General features: G+C 29.3%; 14 protein-coding genes. 11 read left to right on the plus strand and 3 right to left on the minus strand.

The window, feature by feature from the left end; genetic code table 11:
* Nucleotides 1–103: 103 nt before the first annotated feature.
* Nucleotides 104–847, plus strand: coding sequence for a DJ-1/PfpI family protein (locus C7U55_RS08690; protein ID WP_106988228.1), 744 nt, complete (start codon nt 104–106; stop codon nt 845–847).
* Nucleotides 834–1319 (plus strand): NAD(+) diphosphatase, encoded by a 486-nt coding sequence (locus C7U55_RS08695; RefSeq protein WP_106988229.1) that lies wholly within the window; start codon nt 834–836, stop codon nt 1317–1319. The genes C7U55_RS08690 and C7U55_RS08695 overlap by 14 nt, the downstream gene beginning before the upstream one ends.
* 7 nt (nt 1320–1326) lie before the next feature.
* Here the strand turns inward: C7U55_RS08695 and C7U55_RS08700 are convergent, their stop codons facing one another.
* Complete coding sequence (locus C7U55_RS08700) at nt 1327–1887, minus strand: redoxin domain-containing protein (protein WP_106988230.1); 561 nt, start codon at nt 1885–1887, stop codon at nt 1327–1329.
* 354 nt (nt 1888–2241) lie between these two features.
* Between C7U55_RS08700 and C7U55_RS08705 the strand changes: the two genes are divergently transcribed.
* The 3 genes from C7U55_RS08705 to C7U55_RS08715 are packed head-to-tail and all read left to right on the plus strand — an operon-like array spanning nt 2242 to nt 4799.
* A complete protein-coding gene (locus tag C7U55_RS08705) occupies nt 2242–2544 on the plus strand; it encodes a PTS sugar transporter subunit IIB (protein WP_106988231.1) in 303 nt (100 codons plus the stop codon).
* Nucleotides 2545–2561: 17 nt separating this feature from the next.
* Nucleotides 2562–3950: an ROK family protein gene (locus C7U55_RS08710; protein WP_162297435.1), complete on the plus strand. Its 1389-nt coding sequence runs from the start codon at nt 2562–2564 to the stop codon at nt 3948–3950.
* Entirely contained in the window at nt 3951–4799 is an 849-nt protein-coding gene (locus C7U55_RS08715) for a histidinol-phosphatase HisJ family protein (protein WP_106988233.1), read from the plus strand.
* Nucleotides 4800–4820: 21 nt separating this feature from the next.
* On the opposite strand, the gene C7U55_RS08720 is transcribed toward C7U55_RS08715, so the two are convergent.
* A complete protein-coding gene (locus C7U55_RS08720; protein ID WP_106988234.1) occupies nt 4821–5654 on the minus strand; it encodes a MurR/RpiR family transcriptional regulator in 834 nt (277 codons plus the stop codon).
* 130 nt (nt 5655–5784) lie between these two features.
* Here C7U55_RS08720 and C7U55_RS08725 point away from each other — a divergent pair, with 130 nt between their 5' ends.
* Nucleotides 5785–6609, plus strand: a complete 825-nt coding sequence (locus C7U55_RS08725; protein WP_106988235.1) for a histidinol-phosphatase HisJ family protein — start codon at nt 5785–5787, stop codon at nt 6607–6609.
* Between the two features lie 104 nt (nt 6610–6713).
* Nucleotides 6714–8132 (plus strand): NAD(P)/FAD-dependent oxidoreductase, encoded by a 1419-nt coding sequence (locus C7U55_RS08730; RefSeq protein ID WP_106988236.1) that lies wholly within the window; start codon nt 6714–6716, stop codon nt 8130–8132.
* A gap of 81 nt (nt 8133–8213) precedes the next feature.
* Here C7U55_RS08730 and C7U55_RS08735 read toward each other — a convergent pair whose 3' ends face one another.
* On the minus strand, nt 8214–8900 hold the full coding sequence (locus C7U55_RS08735) for a MurR/RpiR family transcriptional regulator (RefSeq protein ID WP_106988237.1): 687 nt from the start codon (nt 8898–8900) through the stop codon (nt 8214–8216).
* Nucleotides 8901–8952: 52 nt separating this feature from the next.
* Here C7U55_RS08735 and C7U55_RS08740 point away from each other — a divergent pair, with 52 nt between their 5' ends.
* From C7U55_RS08740 to C7U55_RS08755, 4 genes are all read left to right on the plus strand, one after another.
* On the plus strand, nt 8953–9564 hold the full coding sequence (locus tag C7U55_RS08740; RefSeq protein ID WP_032090968.1) for an AAA family ATPase: 612 nt from the start codon (nt 8953–8955) through the stop codon (nt 9562–9564).
* Nucleotides 9565–9595: 31 nt separating this feature from the next.
* Nucleotides 9596–10873, plus strand: a complete 1278-nt coding sequence (locus C7U55_RS08745) for a PTS sugar transporter subunit IIC (protein WP_106988238.1) — start codon at nt 9596–9598, stop codon at nt 10871–10873.
* A gap of 90 nt (nt 10874–10963) precedes the next feature.
* A complete protein-coding gene (gene folD, locus C7U55_RS08750) occupies nt 10964–11812 on the plus strand; it encodes a bifunctional methylenetetrahydrofolate dehydrogenase/methenyltetrahydrofolate cyclohydrolase FolD (RefSeq protein WP_106988239.1) in 849 nt (282 codons plus the stop codon).
* A gap of 2 nt (nt 11813–11814) precedes the next feature.
* Entirely contained in the window at nt 11815–12003 is a 189-nt protein-coding gene (locus C7U55_RS08755) for a DUF951 domain-containing protein (protein WP_048924268.1), read from the plus strand.
* Nucleotides 12004–12333 lie beyond the last annotated feature (330 nt).

Below are 12333 nucleotides of genomic sequence, written 5' to 3' on the forward strand. Positions count from 1 at the left end.
TTCGTCTTGTAGAAATACAAGGCTTTTTTATTTCTTAATTTTGGAAATCAATAGTTTGTTTTGGTTGAAAGGATTATTGTATTTTTGAAAGGTAGGAATGAATATGAAAAAAGTTGCAGTGATTATTGCTCCAGGATTTGAAGAAGGAGAAGCATTAACGATTGTAGATATTTTAAGAAGAGGTCAAATCCAATGTGATACCATTGGCTTTGAAAAAGAAGTTCAAGGAGGACATGAAATTGTCTTACGATGTGATTTTCTTTTAGATGAATCATTACTTGATTATGATATGGTTGTTTTACCAGGAGGTTATGATGGAATTGAAGCGATGAAGGAAAATAAACAGTTTCTTTCATTTCTTCAATCAATGAATAAAGATCATAAATATATTTGTGCTATGCGTGCTGCCCCAGTTGCTTTAGAAAAGGAAAACCTTTTAATCAATAAAAAATTTACGGCTTATCAAGGGTATGAAAATAAAATTAATCTTTTAACCCTTAGTTTTTTATGTATGTGCTTATTCACTATTTTACATACATCCATCACAGGTATTTCTCAACATTTATCGAGTATTGCTTTAAGTGTTCAACTTTCTACAAAAATAGGAGCAACTTTTATGTCACTTACTATGATTGGTAATATTTGTACAAAGTTATTGATTGGTTTTTTAACGAATGTAGGAAATACAAGTTCATTAATAACTTTGATAGGTTATTTATATGATTTTACCAAGAGTTATCAAGTTGTCTTTATCATTGCTTTGTTCTTTCATCTTATTAATTTAATGTTGTTATTAGAGATTTGTTCACGCTATAATAACAAAGGTGATAGAAATGAAATATTGTAGTGAATGTGGAACAAAACTTATTTTAAAAGAATGTGGTATTGATGGAGAGGTTCCTTATTGTCCAACGTGTAAACAATTTCGTTTTCCCGTGTTTAATAGTGCTATTTCTACAATCATCTTTAATCCAACAAAGGATAAGATACTACTTATTAAACAATATGGAAAAGATTTTAATGTATTAGTTGCTGGGTATATTACAAAAGGTGAAAATGCGAAAGAAACCCTTATTAGAGAAATCAAAGAAGAAGTCAGTTTAAATGTGGTGGAATATACATATAATGATAATGAATATTATCAACCTTCTAATACATTAATGCATAATTATGCCGTTGTTGTTGATAGCGAAGATTTTAAACTTACAAATGAAGTTGATGAAGCACATTGGTATTCAATTGAAGAATCAAGAAAAGAAATTAAACAAGGATCGCTTGCACATTCATTTTTAGAAAGGTATTTAAAAAAACAGCAGTAGCTGTTTTTTATTTACCAATATTTTCAATAGATGTTTTAATTGTTTGATTTCCTGGTTGCCATTTAGCGGGACATACATCATTACCATGTTTATAGACAAATTGACAAGCAAGCAGTCTTCTTAAAAGTTCATCTGCATTTCTACCAACATTTCCTGCATTGACTTCATAGATAACAATTTTTCCTTCAGGATCAATAATAAAACTTCCTCTTTGTACAAGACCTTCCTTTTCATCAAAAATATCAAAATCATAAGCAAGTGCATGACTTGGATCGCCAATCATAGGATATTCTATCTTAGATATATTTTCAGAAATATCATGCCAAGTTTTATGGGCAAAATGGGTATCGGTTGAAATTGCATAAATTTCGCATCCTGCATTTTTAAATTCTTGATATTTTTCTTGTAAATCTTCAAGTTCTGTAGGACAGACAAAGGTAAAATCGGCAGGGTAGAAGAAAAAGAGATTCCATTTGCCTAAAAGGTCTTTCTTTGTTATTTTTTTGAATTGTTTTTGATGATAAGCAAAAGCTTCAAAATCATCAATTTCTTTATAAAGCATTGACATAAAAACACCTCCAATAACATTATGGAAAGATGGCTCAAGAATATAATCACATAATTAACAGTAATTCTTTACACTTTTGACACAAAAAAGTAGTATTGAGTTCACAAAAGCTGGGTATATTAAATATGTAAAAGATAAATAACCTTTTACAATATGAATAATTTTTCATATTCCCTTCCCAATTATATATATCAAAGAGAGCCGAGAGGCTTTTTTTGCGTTTGAAAAGAACTTTTCATGATTTTTACTTATTTTGAAGAGAAAAAGATAAAGACTTTTCAAAATAATCTATGAAAAAGAAATCCATTTATTTACTTGTTAGAATGTATGTGTAGTTGAAGGAGGAATTGAAAAATGAAATTAATGTTAGTTTGTAATGCAGGAATGTCAACAAGTATGTTGGTATCTAAAATTGAAAGTGCTGCAAAGGAACAAGGAATAGAACTTGAAGTTGCTGCTTTTCCACTTACTCAAGCTGAAAAGGTTATTGATGATTGGGATGTCGTCATGTTAGGTCCACAAGTAAGACATTGTTTACCACAACTAAAAAAGGCAACAGATAAAACACCAATTGAAGTCATTGATATGAGAGATTATGGTCTTATGAATGGTGCCAATGTTTTAAAGAAAGCATTAGAAATTGTGAATAATAAATAATAAAGGGGATGATTCTTTTGGATGAATTTTATAAGGATTTATATATGGATGTTTTTAAAAAATGGATTTGTTTTCAAAAATCTCCTCATTATAGAATCAAAGAATGTAAAGATTTTGTCCAACTAGAATCACCCTTTGGAATTGCGGAAGTGACTTTTAATCTATATTGTATTATTGAATTAAAAGTTACTTCTAAAAAAAGAGAAGAACTCGATTTTTATTTACATTTTCAAATGAATACACTTAAACATGCAGTTTCTTTATTTAATGAGATGCTCGTATGTTTATTAAAATTAGATCATGAAGCAAAAACAAAAGTTCTATTATGTTGTAGTGGAGGTTTAACAACAAGTTACTTTGCTCAAGAAATTAATAAAGCAAGTAAATTACTAAAAAATACAATAGAAGTTAGTGCGGTAGGTTATAATCAGCTTTATCAAATTGGTCAACAATTTGATTTCATTTTCTTAGCACCACAAATTTCTTATTTACATGCACAAGTTCAAAGTATTTTAAAAGATCAGGTTGTTATGAAAATACCTCCACTTGTTTTTGCTCGTTATGATGTAGGAACATTGCTTAAGATGATTGAAAATTCAAAGAGTAAAAAAATAGTGCATGTTCAAGAAAAAGAAAATGACTTAAAGCTAGATATTAAGAATAAACAACAAATAGCGTGTTTGACAATTTTTAAAAATAAAGAACGTATTCATATAGTGTATCGAATTTATATACAAGGAAAAGTTTTATTTCAAAATGAAATTATCAAATATAAAATTCATATACAAGATATCTATGATTTAATAGATACGCTCATTATTCAATATCCAAAACTTTCTACAATTAGTCTTTCATTGCCTGGTATTGTTGATGCAGGAAAGATTTCTTCAACATATATAAGTGGCGTTGAAAATGAAAATATCGAAGAAAGATTAAAACAACGATATAAGCAACAAATAAAGCTATATAATGATATAAACGTTGCAGCGATGGGTTATTATGTGACGCATTCAGAAAATAAGAATCTTTTTTTCTTATTTCAAGCGATTTCTTTAAATGCAGGGGCAGGAATCATCGTTAATGGAAAACTCATTGAAGGTTTTTGTCATTTGGCCGGAGAAGTTTCTTATTTACCTTTAGAACTTTCACAAAAACAAGAAGAACTTTCTAAAACACCAGAAGGAACTTTAGAAATTGTAAGCAAAATTATTCTTACAACGATGTACCTTGTGGCACCTGAAGTTATTGTAATCTTTAGTGAACTATTACCAGATTTTAAAGTGTTAGAAGAAAAAACAAAGGAATTGATGTCACAGCATCAAATTCCTAAATTAATTAAAGTAAATAATGTGATAGAATATATGTTAGTTGGACAAATGTATTTATGTTTAAAGGAGGTAGATTAAATGTTTACAGATTATCATGTGCATACAGAATTTAGTGATGATTCTGATTATTTAATGGAAGATGTTATCAAAGATGCTATTACTATGAAAATGGATGAAATTTGTTTTACCGATCATGTGGATTACGGCATTAAAAGGGATTTTGATGATCCAAGAGGAATGCATTATAGAAAGGGTGGACCTGGTGAACCAGAAAAGATGCCACTTGCAAATGTGGATTATCCAAAATATTTTGAAAAGATCGAATTTTTAAGAAAGAAATATCCTGAAATTGTGATTAAACAAGGTATGGAATTTGGTATACAAATGCATACAATTGATCTTTATCAAAAACTCTTTGATAAATATTCTTTTGATTTTATTATTTTATCTTGTCATCAAGTAGAAGATAAGGAATTTTGGACACAAGATTTTCAAAAGGGAAGAACTCAACAAGAATATAATGAACGTTATTATCAAGAAATTTTAGATGTGATTAAAAATTATAAAGACTATAGTGTTTTAGGTCATTTGGATTTGATTTCTAGATATGATGAAAATGGTCCATATCCTTTTGAAAAAATCAAACCAATGATTCAAGAAATATTAGAAATTGTGATTAAAGATGAAAAAGGAATTGAAGTTAATACTTCAAGTCATCGCTATGGTTTAAAAGATTCACAACCATCTAGAGATATTTTAAAGCTTTATAAAGAATTAGGTGGAAAGATTATTACAATTGGTAGTGATAGTCATAAGATAGAACATTTAGGAGCCTATATTAATGAAGCTAAAGAATTATTAAAAGAGTTAGGGTTTGAATACTATTGTACGTTTGAAAAGATGGAACCTATATATCATAAATTATAAAGGAGTGAGAAATCACTCCTTTTAATCTATATAGTTTTTAATTTTATATTCTAAATTTTTTTGATAATCTCTATTGAAATAACAAGCATAGATACAATCTAATAGATATTGTAAAGAGATTCTTGAAGAAAAAGAGGCAATCTTTTCTTCAGAATCTTCATAAGAAGAAAAATAGAGATGATATTTCGCGAATTGATCAATCGGTGTATGAATTGTGGAAGAAATCAAAATAATAGGTATATTCTTTTGATTTAATTCTTGAACAATATTTTTAATTTGGGGTGTTCTCCCTGCATAACTAATAAGCATTACAATATCACCTTCTTTACAAAGTTGAACATTCCAATGTTGATAGTAGGCTTCTTTAATCACATCTACTTTAACTCCTATTTCTAACATACTTTGTTGGAAAGATTCAGCCATAAAATAATTACCAATAGAAGGGAAAATATAAATATTATTGGCTTTTTTTAAAGCTTGAACAATATGTAAAAGTTCATCTAAATCAATAAGATTGAAAGTGTTTTTTAATGTTTGTTCATAAAGTGACAACATTTGTGTCATGATTTGATGGTGGGTATCTGTTTTTTTAAAAGGATAGTTATAATCTATTTCTTTTAAATCTTTATTATTTTTCAAGCTTTCAGAAATTTGGAGCTTTAATTGATTTAAACCATTGATATCGAGTTTTTCCATGACACGATAAATTGTAGAAATAGAAACATAGCTTGTTTTTGCGAGTTGTTGTAAAGAAAGTTGAATAACATCATAAGGATGATTGAGTATAAATTGAGTAAATATTTCTTCACTTTCAGTAAAAGAAGTTATGCTTTTTATTTTAGTAAATAGATCCATAAAAATTCTCCTAAGATTTAATATGATTTATTATAACATTTAATTTAAATAGAAATATAATTTTATTTTAAAAAAACAAGAGGCTTTTTTTGTATTTATAATCTTGATAAAATGAGATGGGGTGATGAAAATGTATAGTGATTATCATGTACATACTTATTATAGTGATGATAGTACGTATTTAATGGAAGATGTTATTAAAGATGCAATAACAAAAGGAATGGACGAAATTTGTTTTACCGATCATGTGGATTATGGAATCAAAAAGGATTGGGATGAAGGTCCAGTAGAATATCTTTATGGACAACCACAAGTCAATGTGGATTATCCAAAGTATTTTAAAGAAATAGAAAGTTTAAGAAAAAAATATCCTGAAATTATAATTAGACAAGGTATGGAATTTGGTGTACAAGTTCACACAATACCACGTTATCAAAAACTTTATGAACGATATGATTTTGATTTTATTATTCTATCTATACATCAAGTTAATAATCAAGAATTTTGGACACAAGACTATCAAAAAGGAAAATCACAACAAGAATATATGGAAGGTTATTATCAAGAAATGTTGAATGTGATTAAAAAGTATAAAAATTATAGTGTGTTAGGTCATTTGGATTTGATGACACGTTATGATGAAATTGGTAATTATCCTTTTGAAAAAGTAAAACCAATAATTACAAAAATATTAAAAATCGTTATTCAAGATGGTAAAGGTATTGAAATCAATACATCTAGTCGTCGTTATGGTTTAAAGGATTCAACACCTTCGAGAGATATTTTAAAGCTTTATAAAGAATTAGGTGGGAAGATTATTACGATTGGTAGTGATAGTCATAAGTCTGAACATTTAGGAGCTTATATTGATGAAGCAAAAGAATTATTAAAAGAGTTAGGCTTTGAATTTTATTGTACATTTGAAAAAATGAAACCCATCTTTCATCAATTATAAAAACATTTTGCAAAATAAAAAAACATATAAATACTTGCGATATAAGAAAGAGTCGTCTATAATGTGAAAGGTTTGGATATTTTTGGAAATTGAAGGAGAAAAAAGTGAAAGAAAATTATGATGTAATCGTTGTTGGTGCAGGTCCAGCAGGAATTATGACATGTTACGAATTATATTTAAAAAATCCTGAATTAGAAGTATTGCTTATAGATAAAGGACATGACGTTATGAATAGACATTGTCCTATTAAAGATAAAAAGATCAAACAATGTCCAGTTCATAAAGATCGTGAACCTGGATGTATCCCAGCGTGTTCTATTACTGATGGTTTTGGAGGAGCGGGTGCTTACTCTGATGGTAAATTTAATATTACGAGTGAATTCGGTGGTTGGTTAACTGATTACTTAAGTAACGATGAAGTAGAAGATGTCATTCATTATGTAGATAACCTTTATTTAAAACATGGAGCTACTAAAGAAATTACAGATCCAACAACAGATAAAGTAAAAGAAATTGAACACCGTGGATATGCTGTTGGGTTAAAACTTTTAAGAGCAAAAGTAAGACATTTAGGTACAGAAGAAAACTTAAGAATTATGACAGAAATGTCTAATGAATTAAAACAACATATGGACTTACAATTTAAAACATCTGTTCAAGATATTCTTGTTGAAAATCATCATGCAACGGGAATTGTTTTAGAAAATGGACAAACAATTCACGCTAAAAAAGTTGTTTTAGCGCCTGGTAGAGATGGTTCGGCATGGCTTACAAAAGTTTTATCAAATCAAGGATTAAAACTTTATAATAATCAAGTAGATATTGGTGTTCGTGTAGAAACAAGCAATATTGTTATGGAAGAAATTAATAAGAACTTATATGAAGGTAAATTTGTTTACAATACTTCAGTAGGAACAAAAGTAAGAACTTTCTGTTCAAATCCTAGTGGTCATGTTGTTATTGAAAACCATAGTGGAACAATGCTTGCTAATGGTCATGCTTATCATGATCCAAAACTTGGAAGTAAAAATACAAACTTTGCTTTACTTGTATCTCATACATTTAGTGAACCATTCAATGAACCAAATGAATTTGCACATGAAATATCAAAATTAGCGAATAAATTATCAAATGGTTCGGTCATTGTTCAAAGATATGGAGATATCAAACGTGGAAGAAGAACAACATATAAGAGATTAAAAGAAGGATATACAGATCCTACTTTACCAGAAGCAGTACCTGGAGACTTAGGACTTGTGTTACCATACAATACGATGAAATCAATTATTGAAATGATTGAAGCATTAGATAATGTTACACCAGGGATTGCGAATGAACATACTTTATTATATGGTGTAGAAGCAAAATTCTATTCAGCAAGACCAAAAGTAAGAGATGGTTTTGAATCTGAAATTGATGATTTATATGTTGCTGGTGATGGTGCAGGACTTACAAGAGGGCTTGCCCAAGCGGGTGCAAATGGTATTTTAGTCGCACGACATATTGTTGAAAATATTAAATAATAAAAAGAAAAACATGTTTTAAAAATGGAAACATGTTTTTTTATCTTAATAAATTATTTTAATCGAAGAGATGAAAGTATATTATTTTTTCGAGGACAAAAAAGAATAGAGAAGAGATTCAAAAATAATGAGAACTTGTCCAAAGAAAGCGTTTGGAACAAGATTATCATGATAAAAAGGATTATAGTGACCGATGATAATAGGTAAAGTGGCATACTGACTTATTTTTGATTTTTCATTACCAGTAAAAGTAATGATATCAATATGATTATTTTTAGCTGTTTTAACAACTTCTTCAAGCCTTGTTGTAATTCCTGAATTGGAGATGACAATGAGAAAGGTTGAGTCTTGAAAACTAACATCTAACATTTCCATATGAAGAACACTCATGGCACAAAAGCCATTAAGAGTTAATCTTTGTGAAATGTAATCAGCAATTGGAGCTGAAAATCCCATACCAAAAACAACGATTTTACTATTTTTATGTTTCTTTAATAATTGAATAAAATGAGGTAAATAGTTTTCGTATTTTTGAGTAGGAGCATTATTATGAGTGTTGCTAGATAGATGATAGATCATATCACTATAACCACTAAATTCTAATTTATTACATAAACGATAGATGGCAGAAGTTGATGTAAAATTATCTTTTGCCATTTGTCTAATGGTAATATTTTTCAATTGTTTTTGATTTTTCTTAATATATTCCAATAAAGAGACTTCTAATTCGTTTAAATCAAATTTATCTTTTAAATGATCAATATTCATAAGTTTCACCTCACAATAATTATGTCATAGAAAAAATAAAGGAGCAAGAAAAATGGCAAAAGCAATGTACGACCCTTGGTCAAAAATCGTTACAAAAAATGGCTATGCAGGAGATGAGGTTATTTCTGCTTTGCAAAAATCAATTAGACGTGCCAAAGAAGAAGATGCATGTATGTTTGCTTATGAAATGTATATTTCTTCACCACAATTATTAGAAAAAATGTGGAGACGTTTACTTACAATTTCAGTAGAAGATATTGGAATGGGAGATCCAATGGCTGCAGTTCTAGTCAATAATCTCTATCAAATGTCTAAAAACTTTGAATATGCAGATGGTGATCAACCAATGTATTTCATTCATGCAATTCGTTACTTATGTAGCTGTCAAAAAGATCGTTCAAGCGATTTATTAAAAAATATTTGTATTAAATCATTTGCGATGGGTAAATTCCCAGAAATTCCTGATGTTGCTTTAGATAAGCATACAGTAAGAGGAAAAGCAATGGGACGTGATTCTTTCCATTTCTTACATGAAGCAAGTAAAGTTATTCCACAAATGGAAGTAGATAATGATTATAAAGAACGTTATGCAAAAATTTTAGAAGAATACGATCCAGAAAATGTCGTAGATACAGCCTTTACATTTAATGGTTGGCAATTTTAATAGATAAATTATATTTTGAGGGGAATATAGAATGATAGAAAAATTAGAGAAGGTATTAGAGCCTTTTGCAAATAAGCTCGCACAACAAAGACACCTACAAGCAATTTCATCAGGAATGATGATGCCACTTGGATTAATCGTTATAGGATCATTATTTTTGATTGTTGCGAATCCACCAATTAATTTAGATTTAGTCGATTTACATACAGGAAACATCTTTTTAAAAGTTTTAATAGGTTGGAAACAATTTGCGGTTGCTAACTATGATGTACTTACATTACCATATAATTACACAATGGGATTGGTTGGCTTAATTTCTGCTTTTGGTATTGCTTATTGTTTAGCAGAAAGCTATCAAATGAAATCAGCTGTTTATGGAATTATTGCTATGTGTACTTTCTTAATGGTGTCAGCACCATTAAAAGATGGTGGTATTTCAACAAGTTATTTAGGAGCTGATGGATTATTTGTTGCCATTGTTATTGCATTAGTTTCTGTGGAAATTTCGCGTTTTGTAAGTCAAAAACTTGTTATTTCTTTTCCAGGAAGTGTGCCAAGTGCAGTTACTGATTTTGTAAATAGTTTGTTGCCACTTGCTGCAAACATTATTATTATATACGGTTTAAATGTTGCTTTGATGGCAGCTACAGGTAAAAACTTACCGGCTTTTATTATGTCTATTTTAACACCAGCTATTTCAGGTGTAGATAATATTTGGATGTTTATGGGAATTTATTTATTTTCAAATATTTTATGGTTATTTGGAATTAATGGTTCTTCTATTGTTTTTCCAATTGTTTTTGCTTTATGTATCGCAAATACCGGAGTGAATGCTGAACTTGTTAATGCAGGAAAAGCACCAACAGCTTTAATTAACTTACAAATGTTTAGATATGTATTACTAGGTGGGGCAGGAAATACATTAGGACTTGTTTTATTAATGTGTAAATCAAAATCAAAACATATTCGTTCAATTGGACGTTTAAGTGTATTGCCTAGTATATGCGGAATTAATGAACCAATTATTTTTGGAACACCAATCGTTCTAAATCCAATTTTATCAATTCCGTTTCTAATCATGCCATGTCTTTCGGCAGGTCTTGGTTATCTTGTTCAAAGTATGGGACTTGTTTCATTAGGTTATATTGTCGATCCATCGTTTACACCATTCTTTGCACAAGGATTCTTATCGGCGTTAGATATTAGAAATGTTATTTTCATGTTCGTGTTAATAGCACTTTCAGTTGTTGTTTATTATCCATTCTTTAAGGTATATGAAAAAAATACTTTAGAACATGAAGGTGAATAATGATGAGGTATAGGCTTAGGCTTATACCTTTTTTATTGAATTTACCTGTTTCTTCCTATATAATCATAGATAATATGAGGGGGACATATTATGATTATTAGTGGAAAAGAGATTTCAACAAAAATCAAGGATCAATTAAAAGAAGAAGTTGAACAAATGAAAAATAAATATGATCGTTTACCAAAACTTGCGGTTATTTTAGTAGGGGAAAATCAAGCAAGTCAAGTATACGTTAGAAATAAAGAAAGAGGATGTTCTTATGTAGGAATGGATTCTTTAAAAATTACACATGATGCAACTTTTAGTGAAGAAGAACTTTTAAATGAAATCAAACAATTAAATGAAGATGATACAGTAGATGGAATTTTAGTACAACTACCATTACCAGATCATATCAATGAAGATAAGGTTTTAGAAGCTATTGACCCATCAAAAGATGTAGATGGTTTCCATCCTGAAAATGTTGCTAAACTATTTTTAGGACAAAAAAGCTTGGTTCCATGTACACCTAAAGGAATGATGGTTTTACTAGATGAAATTAATTATGATTTAACAGGGAAAGAAGTTGTTGTTGTAGGAAGAAGTAATATTGTCGGAAAACCGGTATCTTTATTATGTTTACAAAAAAATGCGACAGTTACAATTGCACATAGTAAAACAAAAGATTTAAAAGAAGTTTGTCAAAGAGCAGATGTTTTAATTGCAGCTGTTGGTCGTGCGAAAATGATTAATCGTGATTATGTTAAAGAAGGTGCCGTTGTTTTAGATGTAGGAATTAATCGTGATGAAAATAATAAACTTTGTGGAGATGTAGATTTTGAAGATGTAAAAGATAAAGTTTATGCGATTACTCCTGTTCCAGGAGGAATTGGACCAATGACTATTACGATGTTATTACATAATACTTTGGAGGCATTTTATCATCATCAAGGAGAATAATTATGGATTATCAATTAAATGATATTGTAGAAATGAAAAAACAACACCCATGTAAGAAATCAAACCAATGGAAAATTGTAAGAATGGGTGCTGATATTAAAGTAAAATGTTTAGGATGTAATGCAATTGTTATGTTTTCTAGACGTGATTTTGAAAAACGTCTAAAAAAAGTTGTAGAACATGCAGAGTAGTATTTACGAAATGAGGACAAAATTTATTTTGTCCCTTTTTTATCTATTAAGAATTTGGATGCGTCAGAAAAAATAGTATATAAAAACTCATACCAAAATACTATGATATATTTGCGTAATCTGGTATGAATTTTTTGTCCTGTAATTAAGCAATGGCTATCTGATTCTTCTCATAGGACCATTGCATACCGGACATTCTATTTCAACTTCACCATGTTTACCGGACATTCTATCTTCTTCCGCAAATTCACCAATGATCCAGTCAGGAACATTGGCAATATGACCACAAGCAGTACATTTCATTTTGATAAGTGTATCCTTCGCAATCAT

The sequence above is a fragment of the Faecalibacillus faecis genome (assembly GCF_003024675.1).
Lineage (GTDB): Bacteria > Bacillota_I > Bacilli_A > Erysipelotrichales > Coprobacillaceae > Faecalibacillus > Faecalibacillus faecis.